This window comes from Leptospira noumeaensis (assembly GCF_004770765.1).
Lineage (GTDB): Bacteria > Spirochaetota > Leptospiria > Leptospirales > Leptospiraceae > Leptospira_A > Leptospira_A noumeaensis.
Genome location: NZ_RQFK01000023.1, coordinates 164,135 through 181,546, shown reverse-complemented (window position 1 = coordinate 181,546; position 17,412 = coordinate 164,135). Strand labels below are relative to the sequence as shown.

14 protein-coding genes are annotated in these 17,412 nt (G+C 39.4%); 8 read left to right on the top strand and 6 right to left on the bottom strand.

Annotation, left to right across the window (positions count from 1 at the left end):
- Window positions 1–50: 50 nt before the first annotated feature.
- From EHQ24_RS07625 to EHQ24_RS07615, 3 genes are all read right to left on the bottom strand, one after another.
- Window positions 51–2,054, bottom strand: coding sequence for a S8 family serine peptidase (locus EHQ24_RS07625; RefSeq protein WP_135601073.1), 2,004 nt, complete (start codon window positions 2,052–2,054; stop codon window positions 51–53).
- Window positions 2,055–2,068: 14 nt separating this feature from the next.
- Window positions 2,069–3,592 (bottom strand): choice-of-anchor D domain-containing protein, encoded by a 1,524-nt coding sequence (locus tag EHQ24_RS07620; RefSeq protein WP_244310334.1) that lies wholly within the window; start codon window positions 3,590–3,592, stop codon window positions 2,069–2,071.
- A gap of 189 nt (window positions 3,593–3,781) precedes the next feature.
- The gene (locus tag EHQ24_RS07615; RefSeq protein WP_244310333.1) at window positions 3,782–4,438 is read right to left on the bottom strand and encodes a hypothetical protein; all 657 of its coding nucleotides are present in this window, start codon (window positions 4,436–4,438) and stop codon (window positions 3,782–3,784) included.
- Here EHQ24_RS07615 and EHQ24_RS07610 point away from each other — a divergent pair.
- Window positions 4,437–5,189: a lysoplasmalogenase family protein gene (locus EHQ24_RS07610; protein WP_135601072.1), complete on the top strand. Its 753-nt coding sequence runs from the start codon at window positions 4,437–4,439 to the stop codon at window positions 5,187–5,189. The two genes, EHQ24_RS07615 and EHQ24_RS07610, sit on opposite strands and share 2 nt — an antisense overlap.
- An 11-nt stretch (window positions 5,190–5,200) precedes the next feature.
- On the opposite strand, the gene EHQ24_RS07605 is transcribed toward EHQ24_RS07610, so the two are convergent.
- On the bottom strand, window positions 5,201–6,064 hold the full coding sequence (locus EHQ24_RS07605) for a methylated-DNA--[protein]-cysteine S-methyltransferase (RefSeq protein ID WP_208725739.1): 864 nt from the start codon (window positions 6,062–6,064) through the stop codon (window positions 5,201–5,203).
- 120 nt (window positions 6,065–6,184) lie between these two features.
- Between EHQ24_RS07605 and hrpB the strand changes: the two genes are divergently transcribed.
- On the top strand, window positions 6,185–8,650 hold the full coding sequence (gene hrpB / locus EHQ24_RS07600) for an ATP-dependent helicase HrpB (RefSeq protein WP_135601070.1): 2,466 nt from the start codon (window positions 6,185–6,187) through the stop codon (window positions 8,648–8,650).
- Here the strand turns inward: hrpB and EHQ24_RS07595 are convergent.
- The gene (locus EHQ24_RS07595; RefSeq protein WP_135601069.1) at window positions 8,632–9,111 is read right to left on the bottom strand and encodes a hypothetical protein; all 480 of its coding nucleotides are present in this window, start codon (window positions 9,109–9,111) and stop codon (window positions 8,632–8,634) included. The two genes, hrpB and EHQ24_RS07595, sit on opposite strands and share 19 nt — an antisense overlap.
- A gap of 83 nt (window positions 9,112–9,194) precedes the next feature.
- Here EHQ24_RS07595 and EHQ24_RS07590 point away from each other — a divergent pair, with 83 nt between their 5' ends.
- From EHQ24_RS07590 to EHQ24_RS07570, 5 genes are all read left to right on the top strand, one after another.
- Window positions 9,195–11,078: a polysaccharide biosynthesis protein gene (locus EHQ24_RS07590; protein ID WP_208725730.1), complete on the top strand. Its 1,884-nt coding sequence runs from the start codon at window positions 9,195–9,197 to the stop codon at window positions 11,076–11,078.
- Entirely contained in the window at window positions 11,075–11,533 is a 459-nt protein-coding gene (locus EHQ24_RS07585) for a ClpXP protease specificity-enhancing factor SspB (protein WP_135601068.1), read from the top strand. The genes EHQ24_RS07590 and EHQ24_RS07585 overlap by 4 nt, the downstream gene beginning before the upstream one ends.
- Entirely contained in the window at window positions 11,530–13,149 is a 1,620-nt protein-coding gene (locus EHQ24_RS07580; protein WP_135601067.1) for an NCS2 family permease, read from the top strand. Before EHQ24_RS07585 ends, EHQ24_RS07580 begins: the two co-directional genes overlap by 4 nt.
- Window positions 13,150–13,233: 84 nt before the next feature.
- On the top strand, window positions 13,234–14,124 hold the full coding sequence (gene htpX, locus EHQ24_RS07575) for a protease HtpX (protein WP_135601066.1): 891 nt from the start codon (window positions 13,234–13,236) through the stop codon (window positions 14,122–14,124).
- 96 nt (window positions 14,125–14,220) lie between these two features.
- Window positions 14,221–14,754, top strand: a complete 534-nt coding sequence (locus EHQ24_RS07570) for an adenine phosphoribosyltransferase (RefSeq protein WP_135601065.1) — start codon at window positions 14,221–14,223, stop codon at window positions 14,752–14,754.
- A 40-nt stretch (window positions 14,755–14,794) separates the two neighbouring features.
- Here the strand turns inward: EHQ24_RS07570 and EHQ24_RS07565 are convergent, their stop codons facing one another.
- Window positions 14,795–15,832 (bottom strand): ATP-binding protein, encoded by a 1,038-nt coding sequence (locus EHQ24_RS07565; protein WP_135601064.1) that lies wholly within the window; start codon window positions 15,830–15,832, stop codon window positions 14,795–14,797.
- Between the two features lie 31 nt (window positions 15,833–15,863).
- Between EHQ24_RS07565 and EHQ24_RS07560 the strand changes: the two genes are divergently transcribed.
- A complete protein-coding gene (locus tag EHQ24_RS07560; RefSeq protein ID WP_135601163.1) occupies window positions 15,864–17,411 on the top strand; it encodes a S1C family serine protease in 1,548 nt (515 codons plus the stop codon).
- Window position 17,412: the final 1 nt, after the last annotated feature.

Here is a 17,412-nt window from a genome sequence, read left to right as displayed (position 1 = left end):
AGGTGCAGCCTGTGGTTAAGGCTGCGACCAGGATGCTGCAAACAACAGTTTTATTGTAAAGCAGCGGTAACTCCAGTGACTTGTTTGAGATGTTTGATAGAAGCATTAGCATTGATGGTTTTTCCATATCTTGTGATTGTACTAATATCTGTTGCTGCCACTCCACCTTCAATAAGCTTTGTGATCACATCTTGGTAAGTAAAAGTTGTACCATTATAAGATCTGATCAGTGCTGCCACTCCAGAGACATTTGGCGCAGCCATAGATGTTCCGTTAAGATTTGAATAAGCAGTGTTTGAAGGTGCCCAAGCGGAAAGATAAACGTCAGTAACAAATCCACCAGGGTAATTACCAGAACCATCCGTTGACATTCGGTATCCTACAGTGCAGTTTGTACCGCCGCCAATACAGTTCGTTAGAATTAATGTATCATCAGGGTGGCTCTCAAAAATATATTGCCCATCGTTACATAGATCAGTTTTCATTGCGCCATAATTGCTATCATATAACTGCAATGTAGTTGTGGGAACACCAGTATTTGAAGAATATCGAACTTGCATAAAGTCGTAACAAATGCTGCTTGTCCAGCGATTTCCATAATTCACAACATAATGCGAAAGAGTAACTCTTGTTGACCCACTCGGGATTGTAAAATTCCTATATACTATACTATTTGTGTTAGCGCTAAGATTCGAAACAGATACAGCCGAATTATTAAATAAATAATTCGGCAAAGTACAGTTTGGATTTGTAAGCATTTTATAATTAGAGGTTAAGCAACTTGTATTAAGCCATGCACTTCCCGTGGTTGTTGAAATCTGCCAGCCAGCATAACTAGTTGAATTTTCATTGTACGAAACTTCATTACCATACCCGCTGTAAATGTTTGTTCCTGGAGCACCAAAATCTACCGTACGACTTGCAGCAGTATTATGGGAATTGTAATTAGAGAAAGTGGCTCTATTAAAGTTTTGATCAACCGCTGCAATACAAAGTATATTATCCTTATCGTATTCGCAAGGGTAAGAATCATTATTGAGTATATTTAGATTTAAATTTGAATTTCCTGCCGCAGCAACGATCAATACATCATTGATACGAGCGTATTCGATGGCATCTAACATGGTTTGTGAAAAGGCAGGGCCACCTAAACTCATATTAATGACTTTAGCTCCATTATTAACAGCAAATCGAATGCCTTGTGCAATAGCATCGTTAGTTCCGCCTTGGAGACCTAACACTCGAACCGCCATTATCTTAGCACTTTGGCAGACTCCTGAAATTCCTTTGTTGTTATTTCCAACTGCTCCAATAGTTGCAGAAACGTGGGTGCCATGACCATCTTCATCTTTTGGATCATTATCGGAACCTGCATAGTCCCATCCATGATTAGGACAACCACCACCTATTGCATTGTTATCATGGTCAACACAGCTTGCTCCATTCCACATATTTCCTACAAGGTCTTCGTGGGTGTAAGTCACACCTGTATCAAGAACAGCAATGATCGTATTGGAACAAGAGGTAGTTACATCCCAAGCACCTAACACATTCATATCTTTACCACTGGTTCCTTGACTTGGAGAGTAACTTGGAGACGGAATCGCTTGCGCATTATTGTTTAAGGCCCATAAATTCCCAAATCCTGGATCGTTTGGTGCGCTGGCATATTTATAATAAAGATATTTTGGCTCAGCATATTCTACATTTGGATCATTTTTCGCACGAGCCACAGCAGTTTCAACGGACTCGCCATCCATAATTTTACCTGTGACAAAATGTCCCCTTTCATTCTTGATTCCTGGTCTGAAACCCAAACGAGAGGTTTGTGTGGATAGTTCCGAATTCGGAATCTGTTTTTTGAATTTAATTACAATTTCATTAGGAACAAATAAAGGTTTTTTTTGATTGCTCAAATTTGAAGAATCGACTGTCGCTTCTAAACTTTTCCGGTATGGTTCCCAGATAGGCTCGGAAACAAGAATATTTGTAATCGCGAAAACCGCCACTACAAGAGATACACATTTTGGAATCAAATGTTTGTTATTTTTCATCATCATATACCTTATTAAGATTGTGGAACTACTACGGACACTTGCGTTGAAGGTAATCCACCAGTTGTGTTATATTTACCATATGAATACACTTTGAAATACCATGTTCCATAGGATGGAACAGAAATCGTTTTAGAGGTCGGAGTATTTCCTCCCGCATTTGGCACAGCGGCACAAAAAATAGAATTTGCAATGGGTACGGCAGTAAAGTTTGAGGTTTTGCTGTAACATACATTATAGCCACCATCAGTATCATTGACTGCTTTTTCATTCGTTGCAGACCAGGTGACTAAAACATCTACCCCGGTTCTTCCTGTTCCCACAACAGCCAAATCGGAAGAAGAAGCACTTCCATTACTTCCATTTGCAGTTTGTACTCTTACAATTGCGTTTTTTTCACCATGTAGAGTTGGTACAAATTGAATGGTAAAAGTTCCTGAGGCTCCTGGTGCTAGACTAGTTCCTGCGGAAAAAGCACTGACTGAAAATTGACCAGGATCTGTTCCTAATTTAGAGATGGAAATCCCTGTCATAGTGGCAGTTCCACTATTAGTTATAGTAACCGTTTTTGCTCCGGCAACTTCAGGAGGCCAGACTACGCCAAAATTGGGAATAGAACCGCCAGTTGTAAAACTGCTAGAGTTATGAGATATTGCAATTGTAGGCACAGGTTTCACTGTTGCAGTCGCAGTGACCTTATATAAGAAACTTGCCGAACCATCGTAGAGAATCGCAATATTTGACTCCTCAGCTCCCGCGACCAAGGGAGAGAATCCAATGGTAAACGTTTTACTCTGTCCAATGGCAAGTGTCCCAGTAAAACTTGCTTGGCTTAGAACAAATCTTGCGTTTGAAGATGTAACTGCTGGTGAATCAAAGTTTACTACAAAACTTCCGGTATTTCGGACAGTAAACGTAACAGGAGTTCCCACGGATTGTTCTTCAACTGAACCCATAGCGTAACTTCCATTAGACGATATTTGAGTCGCAGAAACGGAGACATCTAGACGAAAAGCACCTGCTCCACCTGTTCCTGTTAAATTCATTTGGAAAGAACCAACAGCAGCATCACTCGATTGAATTTTAATTGTAGCAGTTTTTAATCCAGTGGTAGTCGGTTTGAAATTTAATGTAAATGTAACCGACGCTCCCGCCGCTAATGTCGAGGTGCTTGGTTGGGTCACTGTAAATTGTGAAGCATCCGTTCCGGAAAGGGCTACAATATTAGGAGATCCTGGTAATGTAATCGAAGCAGTTCCAGTATTTTTGATGGTTATCGTTCCTGTTTTACCATCTGGTGTGTTAATGGGTTCAGATCCTAAATCAAGCGTGGCACCGCTTTCTCTGCTAATGCCATTGTAGACGATTTCTAATTTGGGAGCTGGGACGTCACCTCCGCCACCACCGCCCATACCTAACAAAGCAAATGCAGCTCCCCCGCCCCCTCCACCACCGCCAGGGCAACCAATGATTGTTAAAGATAAAAGTGTTAATAATATTAGAAAATTCAGTTTTTGATTCATGGGTAAAGAACGCATAATTTTTGACCCATCGTGGAACGACTCTGATTTTTTTCAATCGTACAGCGGTTCTCTGATCTGAGAAAAACCGCTAGAAACGTTTTTATCGGCGTTTTAGAACGTTAATTCCGGTTCGACGAAATTTTTTTTTAAAATCTGGAACCACAGTTCGAAATTTTTACCTAACACGAGTTTTAAGTGAGTGATTTAATCCTCTTCGGGAGGGCTCACCACACCATTTTTAGGGATTTCCTTGCGATGACGAATGTCATCTTCGCACTCCAAATGCCTGTAAGTTGGGAGGGAAGGTATAGTTTTGTCAGTGAATTCGCTATGGTCTAGGTCGTATTCCCAGTATTTGGTGAGGTTCCCTTGCCAATCATAAGGAACTATTTTTTGAAAAACAAACTCACGATCGGTGATCCCTTGCATATGGTGAATTTCTAATTTTAGATTCCCTCTAAAAAAATGAGGGATGGGAAAAAAATACAAACATCCAACCAGTAAGGTTTCTTCTAGGTATTTTGTTTTTGTAGAAAGAGGTAAAAAGAAAGGTTCTTTTGATTCTGCAAGCGGGAGGGGATGAATTCTTAATGATTGTTTGGTGCTGTCAGACAAGTTTTCAAAAGTCAAAGTGACAGGAATTTCCTCCACAAGCCCAATGGTTTGATCCTTACCATGAACCAATCTTAAAACCAAATAACTTTCTTTATCAGAGAGATATGTAGGTGCGGGTGTTAATACTGGTTCTTTTTTATATTTTTGTTTCAGATACATACAATGAATACAGAAAAGAAGGATAAAGACGAAAATTGATTTCGATTCTTTTACCGAAGTTCTGGATTGCGTTTTGATTCGAACCATGTTAAAATCAACTATGGTATATTACTTAATTCTCACAACCATTCCTTCCGCCATCATCTCGGCTTTTTGTATCCACTGGTATACATTACAGGGAGAATCAAATCCTCTCAAACGACTCGAACACTCGCGTGGGATTTATCTGGGTTTTTCCTTTCAAATTTTACTTTTTGCGTGGTTGTTATTTCAATTGGGACATGCCAGATTTTCTTATCCTTTGTATGCCATTGGATTTTCTTTTTTAGGAGATTGGTTTAATCTCCAATTCCCTATTGCTAAAAAACAAATGGAAGACCCAGTTCTCGGGGGAATCTTTAGTTTTGCCATTGCACAAGTTTTCTTTTTGTTATCGTTTTGGCGTTTGACCAGTTGGAATGAAATCTACACGGGAATTTTGCCTTACGCGATTACAGGAGCATTACTCGTCCTTCCAGCCATTATCTTCTATTTTAGAGTTTATAACCCCAATCGGTCAAAATGGGTGATAGCTTCGGCCTTTATTTATGGACTTGTTCTTTGTTTTTTTGTTTCTCTTTGTATCAACGCCTATTTTTCGTTTGGTGGAGTTTGGATTTATTTGGCCATTGGAGCAGGATTTTTCTTACTTTCTGATGCCGTGATGGGAGAAACAACTATCAATGGAACCAGACACCCTAAATGGGAATTCCAAGTTCCATGGGTTACCTATCTAATCGCTCAATCATTTTTACTTGTAGGTTTCTTTTTAATTTCTCATACAAGGCATCTAGGATAATTTAGAAAAAATCACTTAGTTACATTCAATAAATCATTGTTTGGTGCAACCACTTTAGCCTGTTCCCAAGCAATGATCATTCGTTTCCGGTCCGGATCCCATCTGTATCCACCAAATAAACCTGAGGTTTGGATCACACGGTGACAAGGGATGAGGTAAGCGATTGGATTTTTACCAATTGCTGTCCCTACTGCTCTTTGTGCTGATGTTTGTCCAATCGAAGTCGCAATGTCTCCATAGGTACAAAGTGTACCTAAAGGGATTTTTAATAAGGATCTCCATACTTTGAGTTGGAATTCAGTTCCATATACATATAAGGGAATGGGAGTTTCGGGAATGGTTAATTTTTGGAAGTAGTCCTTTAGTTTTTGGTGTTCATCATTTCCACCTTCCTTCCAAACAGCACTTGGGAATTCTTTTTTGGTTTCTAAAATTCCTTTTTCTCCTGAATCGATAAACTGAAGGGATTGGATCCCACGTTCTGAGGAAACAAGAAGGATATCACCAAAAAGAGAAGGAAATACTTCGTATTGCAAAACTAGTCCTTCCCCTCCTCGTTTGTATTCACCTGGAGTCATGGCTTCTAATTTGACAAATAAATCATGAAGTCGGCCCGTTCCCGAAAGTCCAAGAGAATAAGTTGTGTCTAAAACTGACGATTCTTTTAACAATCGTTTGGCGTGAGTAACTGTGACGAACTGTAAAAATTCTTTTGGTGAAACTCCGGCCCAAGTTCGAAATACCTTTTGGAAATGAAAAGGGCTAAGCGAAACTCGTTCTGCTAGAGAATCCAAACTAGGTTGGTCTTCAAAATGTTCCAAAACATATTCGATGGAATTTTTTATGATTTCGTAATGTTTATGATTTTCATCCACAAAATAGATCCTAATCGATTTCACCAGGGCTGAAAACCCGATTCTTGCGATTTCCGAAAATAAACTACAATTTGTTTGATTTTTTTTTAAGAGATCCAACCCTCTTCTTTAAGAAGAAAAGTGTCAAAATCCTTGGATCCATTTCCCGTACTCACCGCCTTACAATCCATTGTTGATTCCATTCAAAAAAATCCTGTGACGATTTTGGATGCCCCACCAGGGACCGGAAAAACAACAGCTCTCCCCACAGAACTTCTAAAGGCTGGTGTCGCTTCAGGGAAAAAAATCTGTATATTAGAACCAAGACGAATTGCAGCAAAAAATGCCGCCAAACGAATCAGCCAATCTTTAAACGAAGAAGTGGGAGGCAGTATTGGTTACCGGGTTCGATTTGATACTAAAATCAGCAAAGATACAAAAATCGAGTTTGTGACCGATGGAATTTTAACAAAGATTTTGTTAGCAGATCCAGAACTCAAAGAGTATGGACTGATTGTTTTTGATGAATTTCATGAAAGAAAACTGGATTCTGATCTATGTTTTGCTCTCGCACGTCGCACCCAAGAAGTTTTTCGAAACGATTTAAAACTTCTCATCATGAGTGCCACTTTAGAAGGACAAAATTTTGAATCCATTGGCATCCTGTCAAAACCCATCCAAGTCAGTGCAAGCACTCATCCCTTAGAAATTTTTCATATGGGAGATTCTTCCAAAAAACAAAAAGAGAGACTTCTCGATCTGATTCCCAAAGCCGTAGAACAAACAGAAGGTGATATTTTGGTATTTTTATCTGGGAAAAAAGAAATCCAAGATTTAAAATATGGATTGGAATCCATCCATGCCATCCAATCAAATGCTGCTGTGCTTAGTTTGTACGGCGATTTGGATCTGCACCAACAGGAACAAATTTTTTTACCACATCCACATAACAAAAAAAAGATCATTCTATCCACAAATATCGCAGAATCATCTGTCACCATTCCTGGAGTCAGAGTCGTTTTTGATACAGGATATCACAAACATGCGGTTTTTGATTCGGAATCGGGGGTTTCTCACCTAATCAAAGATAGGATTAGTATGAGTAGCGCCAAACAACGTGCAGGTCGAGCCGCACGCGAAGGCAAAGGATTTGTTTACAGACTTTGGTCCAAAGAGGAAGAAAGTTCTTTTTTAGACAGAACCAAACCAGAAATTTTAGAAGGTGATATTGACCGATTGGTTCTAGAAGTTAAGTCCTGGGGGGAAGAGGTTGATCAGTTACCTTTTTTAGATCCACCAAATAAAGGTTCGGTGATTAGAAGTACCAACCGGTTGCAACTTTTAGGATGTTTGGATCAAAATTCCAACCTGACAAACATAGGAAAGGAATGTTTGCGTTACCCTCTTCCCATTCGGCTGGGAAAAATTTTAGCAATTCTGCCAAAAGACAAAGAAAGTCTAATTGCCGATATAGTCGCGTTAGTTGGGAAAGAAAGTTCAGGAACAGAAAGCAAACTTTTTCCGGAAGAAACCCAACCAAAAAATTTTCCGTACGAATTACGCTCGGTATATGACCAAATTTTACGAATTTACAGGGAAAAATCGGATTTTTCAACCACTGTCCCAGATAGGGATCGGTTGTTTTATCTCAGTTCTGGGTTCCCGGACCGGATTGCCAAAGCCAAAATTTTAAATGGAAAAGACTTTAAACTTTCGAATGGAAAACAAGGAATCCTAAATACAACATCCCTTCAAATTCCAGAATTCATTTTAGTGTTGGACACTTTTTCTTTTGGTTCGGATCTTTTGATTACGAATTTTCTACCAATCGAAGAAAAACAAATTGAGAAATTTTTCCAAGACCAAATCCAAACCAAAGTAGTTTCCGAAACAAGAACCAATCAAAGAGGCGAATCCTTTCTTGTTGTGAAAGAAGAAAGATCACTTGGTGAATTGGTTTTAGATTCTAAAGAAACAAAATCTCCCAACCCAACTGTACTCAGTTTGGCGCTTGCCGAATATATAACAAAAACTTCCCTGGAAGAAGAATGGAAAAAAGACCCAGAATTAAAAAACTTTTATCACCGAGTTCAATTTTTAGAACGAAACGGTATTTTAGATACCAATACCGATATGAATCATTTAAAACAAACCTCCAAAGATTGGCTTTTTCCTTTTATCGATTTTGATTCTGGTAAAATTTCCCTCGAGAAACTTCCCTATTTGGAAGCATTCAAAGCCTATGTAGGATATGATAAAAAAAATACAATCGATTCCGAGGCGCCTAAATCCATCCAAGTTCCTTCAGGTTCTCATATTTCTTTGAACTATGAGGGAAATGAACCTGAGTTACATGTCAAATTACAAGAGTTATTTGGTCTGAAATCTTTACCAAAACTCGCCGATGGTAAGGTGAGTATCCTCATCCATTTGCTTTCACCAGCGCGTAGGCCTGTACAAATCACAAAAGATTTAGAAAGTTTTTGGAATCACGGTTATCATGAAGTCAAAAAAGAATTAAAAGGGAGATATCCTAGACACCCTTGGCCCGATAAACCTTGGGAAGCCACTGCGACCAAATATTTGAATCACAACAAACGTTCGTAAGTGGACACCCAACCCTTTTTGTTCACAAAAAATTTGGTCTTACATTGAGGGCAAAGATAATCCCCGGCCAATTTCCACCGAAGTAAAGATTGGCATTCTGGGCAATGAACCGTTTTTTCTTCTGATTTGGGAGCAAATTCGTTGGCAGGAATGTCACTGACAATTTGTGATTCTAAATGATGGATACAATCAGACTCACTTGAGAAAAATTGAAAACCAAATGGCAGATTTTGGGCAGCCTGGTCTTTCCAACCAAATCCAGCCACTTTTGAGCCTGTTTCTTTACAACGTTCGGTGATCTTTCTTAAGAACTCCCAACCAACTTCTGTGACTTCTTCCACTTCCAAAAAATCCAGGCAAAACAGAGAGGGGGAAAGAGTTTCCTCCTTCAATTTTAGATAGAGTTCTGAGCCGATTTCCGCAGAAAATGTTCCCGCTAAGCGGAAAAGAAGTGATTTCAAACAGGTTTTTCCTCTTTTCTATTCTTCGGAAAAGATTCTGTATTTACAAGGAATTTTGTTCCTAATACCTTTATTTATCAGATATGAAATCGATACCTAGACGATACTGGGTTTTACCAGTCGACATACTCTTTATGTTTTTGTCCTATTTTCTCGCACATCTTGTGCGATTCGAGAATGTACGATTTTTAGATAGTTATCCTGACTTTTGGGTCTGCGCCACTATCGTCGTAGTTTCGCGAAGTGTGGTATTTCTATTCTCAGGGATTTACAGATCCCTTTGGTCTTACGCATCCTTACATGACCTACTCTCTATCATCAAAGCCACAGTTCTTTCCTCTTTAGTTTCGACTCTGGCGCTTCTTTTTTATAACCGGTTTTACCAACTCTCTCGAATGGTTCCGATTCTTGACACTCTCATCTTACTTGGGTTTTTATGTTTGCGAAGTTTGAGTTGGAGGATGTTAAGAGAACAAATTTTTAGTTCCGACAAATCCAAAGGTGGGATTCCGATTCTACTTGTAGGTGCAGGTAAACTAGGGAGTTCATTCTTAACGGAGATTAGGCGAAATGTGGACATGGATTATTCGCCAATCGGATTTTTGGATGATAACATTTCCAAAAAAGGTGGATACATCCAAGGAATTCCCATCCTCGGTTCCACAGACGAAATTGGTAAAATTTTAACTCGTTTCGGCGTGAAAAAAGTAATTATGACAGTTCCCCAACCAGATGGGCGAGTTGTCAGTAAACTCATGAAAGAGTGTGAAGGTGCAGGAGTGGATTTTAAAATCCTTCCTACTTTTGGTGAATATTTATCTGGCAAACCGAATATCACACAACTCAGGGAAGTTCAGGTGGAAGACCTTTTGGGAAGACCCACTGTGGATTTAGAAATTGAATCCATTCGTTCCTATTTGGAAAAAAAAGTAATCCTTGTTACAGGGGCCGGTGGTTCGATCGGTTCCGAAATTTGTAGACAGGTAGCACTTTTTAAACCCAGTGTTCTTGTGATTTTAGATGCCGCAGAAACTCCGTTATACGAAATCGATTACGAACTAAGAAAAAATTTCTCCGACTTAAACATAGACATTCGGCCCGTCATTGCTGACGTTAAAAACTTGTCCCGTATTTCGGCAATTTTTGAAGAACACCGCCCTTCTGTCGTATTCCATTCCGCAGCATACAAACATGTTCCGATGATGGAAATCAATCCTTCCGAAGCTGTACTCAATAATGTGATGGGCACAAAGAATGTAGCAGATGTTTGCCGGTTGATTGGAGTGGAACGTTTTGTTTTGATTTCCACGGATAAAGCTGTAAATCCAGTGAACGTAATGGGTGCTTCCAAACGTGCTGCAGAAATTTATCTGCAACATATCTCTCAAAATTCAAGAACTAAATTCATTACCGTACGATTTGGTAACGTTCTTGGATCCAATGGAAGTGTGATCCCACGTTTCCGTGAACAAATCAAAAGAGGTGGACCTGTCACTGTCACCCATCCAGAAGTCATTCGTTACTTTATGACCATTCCAGAAGCCACACAACTAGTGTTACAGGCAGGAAGTATGGGTGAACATGGAGAAATTTTCCTTTTGGATATGGGCGAACCAGTCAAAATTCTATCTTTAGCCGAAGAGATGATTCGTCTTTCCGGATACACTCCTCACAAAGACATAGCCATTGAATTTTCTGGACTTCGTCCTGGTGAAAAGTTGTATGAAGAACTTCTTCTCAACCAAGAAGGAATCAAAAAAACACACCATCCAAAAATCCGAATCGCGGCACCTTTGGAAAATTACAACCTACTTCTCTTCCAAAATAAACTCAACAGGTTGTTCTCTCTTGCTAAAGCCAATAAAAATAGAGAGGTTTTTGGTGCCTTTAAAGATATCATTCCCGAATATAAAGTCCACGACGAATACATCGAGTGGGAAACATCACATGGTAAAAGGAATTTATGAGCGAAAAACTCACCCAGGAAGAAATCACAACATTACGTGAGTTTAAAAGGGATTTGTTCAATCTCTATTGGGAACGGTTCGGAGTGTTTTACATTCATGTTATGCCCCATCCAAAGTTGGAAATTGGGAAACGTGGATTACTCAATGCTGAAAAAGAATCGGGCATCGTACTTGTGTTTGGTGACAAAGCGGTAAAAGTTTTAGATAGTAAACCAGATTATTTATTTGCGGAACTACAATTTGGATCAGCTTGGGAACCAACTATGATTCCTTGGGATGCTGTGTTTCGTATTTATGATAAGTTTCAAAATTCGGCAACCCAACTCAGATTTTTGCAAGTGGAAACAACAATGAATGTTGAAGAAAATACTCCTAAACCTAAGCTCACAAAACCAGAAGTTACTGGGGATGGAAATGTGATACGAGTTGATTTTGGAGGGAAACGAAACGAATGAATTTTTTTACTATCACTCGGGGTGATCTCGACGGTTTTTTTGGTCTCATGGTGGACAACCTCATCCAACTTTTAGTTTTATCTGCACTCTGTATCGGCGTTTGTGGGTTCCCACTCCTCTTTGTTACTTCTGTAGTCCTTCCCGGTGCAGCTGTTTCTTTACTCGTAGGAAATGTTTTTTATGCATGGCAAGCCTGGAAACTAGGCCAAAAAACTCACCGAACAGACGTTACCGCAATCCCTTACGGAATCAATACAGTTTCTCTTTTTGCTTTTGTTTTTTTTGTTATGTTCCCCACCTATCAGGCTACAGGTGACTATGTGGCTGCATGGAAAGCGGGCCTTCTTGTATCTTTTGTTTCCGGTTGTATCGAAGTGATCGGTTCTTTTGTAGCTGCAAAAATTCGCAAATACACACCCAGAGCGGCTTTACTTTCTGCTTTGGCGGGGATTGCCATCACCTTCATTTCGATGGATTTTTTACTTAGGACCTTTGAAAGGCCAATTGTCGCCTTTATTCCATTAGGTGTTATTCTCTTACAATACTTTGGGAAGGTTCGTTTCCCTTTTGGAATTCCGGGGGGGTTTCTTTCTGTCATACTCGGAATTTTGTTATCCTACCTATCATCATTTTGGGGTGATCCCATTTACAAACCAGGAGCCATTGATAATGGATTACAAACTCTTGGAATTTATTTCCCACAACTTTCGATTAGTCCCCTGATAGAAACTCTAACTTATGCCAATATCAAAGCCTACTTTTCAATCATCCTTCCTATGGGAATTTTTAACGTCATAGGTTCTTTACAAAATATTGAATCAGCAGAAGCATCAGGTGATAGTTTTGATACAAAAACTTCGCTCCTTGTGAATGGACTCGGGACCCTTGTTGGAACTGCCTTTGGATCTCCATTCCCAACTACAATTTATATTGGGCATCCAGGTTGGAAGGCTCTTGGGGCTAAACATAGTTATTCGGTGCTTTCCGGAATTTTTATGACTCTCGTCAGTTTGTTTGGACTTATGGGTCTCATCCAAGCATTGATCCCGGTAGAAGCAGGTATGGCCATTGTACTTTGGATTGGAATTGTGATCACAAGTCAGGCCTTCCAAGCCATACCCAAACACCACTCCCCCGCGGTTGTTGTTGGTCTTTTGCCAGCCTTTGCTGGTTGGGCAGTGCTTATCATTCAAAATGTATTTATTTTTTTGGATGGGAAACTACAGGCCACTTTACAAGAATTAGGTGCCAAACAATCGATCCATTTTTCTTTATCAGACCTTCCCCCTCATTTGCCATTCCTTCCCTACGCCCTTTCTGGAGTTCTTGCCTTGTCACAAGGTTTTCTTATCACCTCGATGGTGTGGTCGGCAATGGTTGTGTTTATTTTAGAAAGAGAATGGTTGAAAGCTGCGTTTTGGGCAGTCATTGCCGCCGTACTTTCCATGGTGGGTTGGATCCATGCTTATGAATTGCAGGGGAACGCTATTCTGAACCGATTCACTGAACTTGCAAGTTTGGATTTCCCTATTGCTTACATTTCTCTGGCTGTTTTGTTTTTATTGATACAGCTTCTCAATCATTCAAAAGAAAATCCTGACAAATTCGGGCATTAATTTGCTTGTAATCTACGACTCAAACAATTACAGTTTGAGTCTAACAAATAGGTTCCATGTGGACCTTAAGGAGAACAATTTCCTATGACTTGGATCAAACGAATCGGTTTTTTCCTGTTAACCAATATTTTGATTATGACTACCATCTCTATCGTAACCACATTGCTTGGTTCGATGGGATTTAGCATCCGTGCCTATGGTTTGGATCTAACACGACTCATTGTATTCTGTTTAATGTGGGGTATGGCGGGGTCTTTCATTTCGCTTTTACTTTCTAAGATGATGGCGAAGTGGACGATGGGTGTAAAAGTCATCGATCCTAAAAAAGCTTCTGCACCTGAAATGGATGTATATCGCCGAGTACAATCTTTGGCGCAACGAGCACACCTTCCTATGCCAGAAGTTGGGATTTATGAATCCCCTGAAGTGAATGCGTTTGCTACAGGACCAAGTAAATCCAATTCCCTTGTTGCTGTATCTACTGGTTTACTGAATCGTATGAACGCACAAGAGTTGGATGGAGTCCTTGCACATGAGTTGTCACACGTTGCCAATGGAGACATGGTAACACTCACTCTCATCCAAGGTGTTGTGAACTCATTTGCTATGTTCATCTCTCGAATCATCGCATACATTGCTTCCAACGCAGTAAAAGAAGAAATGGCGCATATCGTAAGAATTGTTGTTACAATTGCTCTAGACATCGCTTTCTCCATTCTTGGTTCTATAGCAGTGGCTTATTTCTCGCGTAAACGTGAGTTCCGAGCTGATGCAGGTGGTGCTAAACTTGCGGGAAGAGAGTCTATGATTTCTGCTTTGGAATCACTCCGTCAAATGGTGGATATGCCAGAAGATCCGAGAGGAGAGGCTTTGGCTTCTTTTAAGATCTCTTCTAACAAAGGAGGATTTATGTCCTTATTTGCAACCCACCCTGCCTTAGAAGAAAGAATTTTAGCACTCAAACAAATGAGATAAAATCTTCTCACAAAAGACTAACAAAGTAGAAAGGTCGGCTAAACAGCCGGCCTTTTTTTATTGCAAAGCCCTAGTCCTCCTTGGTTTCATCCTATTATGTCCATTGTTAAATCTAAGATACGAACCATTCCCGATTACCCGAAACCAGGAATTCTTTTTCGCGATATTACTTCCCTTCTCATTGACCCAGAAGGATTCCAACTCACGATTGGAATGTTTGTAGAACGATACCAAAATGCTAAATTAAATAAAATTGCCGCCATTGATGCCCGTGGTTTTATCCCTGGAGCGGCCCTTGCCTTCCAACTTGGAGTGGGATTTGTTCCTATTCGAAAAAAAGGAAAACTACCAGGCACCACTATTTCCGAGTCTTATGCATTGGAATACGGTGTGGATCATGTCGAAATTCATACAGATGCCATTAGTCCCGGCGAACGTGTTTTGATTATGGACGATTTGATTGCTACTGGAGGAACTTTGGAGGCTTCGATCAAACTGGTTCAAAACCTAAAGGGAGTCATTCATGAATGTGCCACAATCATCGACTTACCAGATTTAGGTGGAGCAAAACGAATCAAAGATACTTATGGAATTGATGTATATTCTATTTGTGAATTTGAAGGACATTAAATAGAAATTTACTTTTTCTTAAAAAACAAAGAGTTCTGTTTTAGGTTATAGATTTCCAATCAGAATTCTTTGTTTTATCCACACGGATACTCACCTCATTCCCCAGGAAATTCCAACGGACCACAAATAGTTTTTTTAGTATATGGATCCCACGTCCACTTGTGACTAACTTTCTATCGGAATCAATAGGGTTAGGGATGAGTCTTGGATTAAAACCTTTTCCACTATCAATCACATACACATCAATGTACTTACGCGATTCAAATACATGAACTGTAATGATATCATCTTCTCTTTTACCTCCATGTTCTAAGGCGTTGTCTAAGGTTTCATCCACAAGGATCTGGAACCAGAAACTATCCATAATATTCCGCCAGTTTCTTGTTTCATACAATCTCCAAAGATTTTCTTTGATCAGTCTGGAATTAGTTCTTGTCGCGAGAATTTGGTCTTCAAAGATTTTGTTTGATCTTTCAAAGATAAAAGAAAATGGATGTGTTAGGTAATCTTCTGTAAAAGAATAATGAAATAAAAAAACGATAAAACAAGAAAGAAAAAGTAGATTCACAAATAGGAAAAAATGTAAAAAATATTTTGTTGTGAGAGGAATGGTATTGGGGAAAAAACAAAGAATAATAAAGAAAACACAAGTAGAGAAGGTGGCCAAATAAATAAATTCCATAAATCTTTGAATGGCTGGGAAGTTGAATCTAAGTTTGGCGATGATCAAATAGGAAAATGTGATTACAGCTAATACAAAATAGGTGTTATAATAATATTTTAACAAAATTAGGTTTGCTTGTGGAAAAACTTCATTGAGTAACCCCAAGTCCACAAATAACAACATAATCCCCATCCCCAGAACAAAGGAACAAATCACAACAAGTCTCGGGAAATTACGAAAGAAGGTTGGGAACTGCAAACCAAAGTATAACAAAACAAAGGATAAAAAAACTAAATAGGTGGAGATGGAATGCGCTTGGTTTAAGATTTGATTTTCTAAGAACAAAGTATCAGAAAGTATTGTCAAATCCCCGATACAGAAAAAAGCCGCGAGGATGGAAAAACTTGTTTTCATTCTTGTCCGAGGATTCTTTCTAAATGAAACAATACCGGCAATCAGTGAAAAAAAGGCGGTAACTCCGAATATGATGGATTCAAACAAACTCATGCAAAAACAAAAAAAAATTCTCCACGCCCCATCTCTCTTTGCGAGTACTATTTTATTTTTTACAAGTTTATTCCTGAATCCAATTTACCCGGAAGAAAACAGACAATCCATCGACGAAATCAAGAAATCTGTAGTCCAAATCCGAGTATTTTCGCAAGCCAAAGACCCCTTCTCTCCCTGGATCTCCTCCGGAATTTCTGCATCTACTGGCTCAGGATTTTTAATCACTAAAAACCGTATCCTTACAAACGCACATGTAGTTTCTAACGCAAAGTTTATGGAGGCCCAGAGGAACAACCAAACAGAATGGTATGAATTAAAAGTTTTGTTCGTTGCACATGATTGTGATTTGGCGCTTCTCGAAGTTCCCGATCCCGAATTTTATAAAGACAGTAATTTTTTGGAACTTGGCGACCTTCCAGAACTGGCAAGCCCGGTTGATATCATCGGTTATCCCATTGGTGGTAGCAAAATATCTGTTAGCCGAGGAATTGTTTCACGGATTGAACAATCAACGTATGCACATTCCCAAATCGATAGCCATTTGGTAGTCCAAGTGGATGCGGCCATCAATCCAGGAAACTCTGGGGGCCCTGCACTCCAAAATGGAAAGGTTGTGGGTGTTGCTTTCCAAGCCTCGACCAAAGGCGAAAATATTGGTTATATCATTCCCACAGGTGTGATCCAACATTTTTTAAAGGATATCGAAGATGGAACTTACCACGGTTATGTGGAATTAGGAATTCAAACCCAACCTTCTTATTCCGAATCCCATAGAAAGTTTTATGAAATCCCTCCCTCTGTTGAAGGAGTTTTTGTCACGAAAGTCCTAAAGGCAGGTTCTGCCGATGGGTTTTTAAAACCGGGTGATTACTTAACTGCTATAGATGGAAAAAAAATTGGTCGTAACGGAAATCTACTAGAAACAGGTTCGATTGATTTTTTAGAACTTGTAGACAATAAGTTTGCTGGCGAAGAAATTCAGTTCGACCTCATTCGAAACAAAAAGAAAATAAATGTAAAATTCCCAGCTAAAAAAATGCCTCAAATGGATAACCAAAGGTCAAGATATGGAGTTAATTACGATTATCTATTGTTTGGTGGCCTTGTATTCCAAACTGTCAACAGAGATCTACTAGAAACTTGGAGTAAAAATGGACAAACACAAGGAGGAAGCCTTCTTGTGTATCGGTTTTATGATGCCACGACACTTTCTGATGGAGCGACAGAGGATGTAGTTTTGTATCGGAAACTACCTCACCCCAACAATTCTAATTCCGATTTTTATTTGAATATGGTAGTGGAATCCTTGAACGGAACGAAGGTTCAGAGTTTAGCCCATTTTAAAGAATTACTTGGTTCCTCAAAAGAAAAAACAATCAAAATCCAATTTTATGGAATTCAATTGCCTATGATTTTAGATAAGGAAGAATCCGAACGTGCCGACCTTGAAATTAAAAAAACTTACCACCTAACTGGAAATTAAA

Coding starts and splice junctions, on each gene's coding strand:
- EHQ24_RS07580 (WP_135601067.1), top strand. CDS start 11,530: ATGAATTTTTTTACTATCACTCGGGGTGATCTCGACGGTTTTTTTGGT.
- EHQ24_RS07615 (WP_244310333.1), bottom strand. CDS start 4,438: ATGGTTCGAATCAAAACGCAATCCAGAACTTCGGTAAAAGAATCGAAA.
- EHQ24_RS07620 (WP_244310334.1), bottom strand. CDS start 3,592: ATGCGTTCTTTACCCATGAATCAAAAACTGAATTTTCTAATATTATTA.
- EHQ24_RS07570 (WP_135601065.1), top strand. CDS start 14,221: ATGTCCATTGTTAAATCTAAGATACGAACCATTCCCGATTACCCGAAA.
- htpX (WP_135601066.1), top strand. CDS start 13,234: ATGACTTGGATCAAACGAATCGGTTTTTTCCTGTTAACCAATATTTTG.
- EHQ24_RS07625 (WP_135601073.1), bottom strand. CDS start 2,054: ATGAAAAATAACAAACATTTGATTCCAAAATGTGTATCTCTTGTAGTG.
- EHQ24_RS07585 (WP_135601068.1), top strand. CDS start 11,075: ATGAGCGAAAAACTCACCCAGGAAGAAATCACAACATTACGTGAGTTT.
- EHQ24_RS07590 (WP_208725730.1), top strand. CDS start 9,195: ATGAAATCGATACCTAGACGATACTGGGTTTTACCAGTCGACATACTC.
- EHQ24_RS07565 (WP_135601064.1), bottom strand. CDS start 15,832: ATGAAAACAAGTTTTTCCATCCTCGCGGCTTTTTTCTGTATCGGGGAT.
- EHQ24_RS07610 (WP_135601072.1), top strand. CDS start 4,437: ATGTTAAAATCAACTATGGTATATTACTTAATTCTCACAACCATTCCT.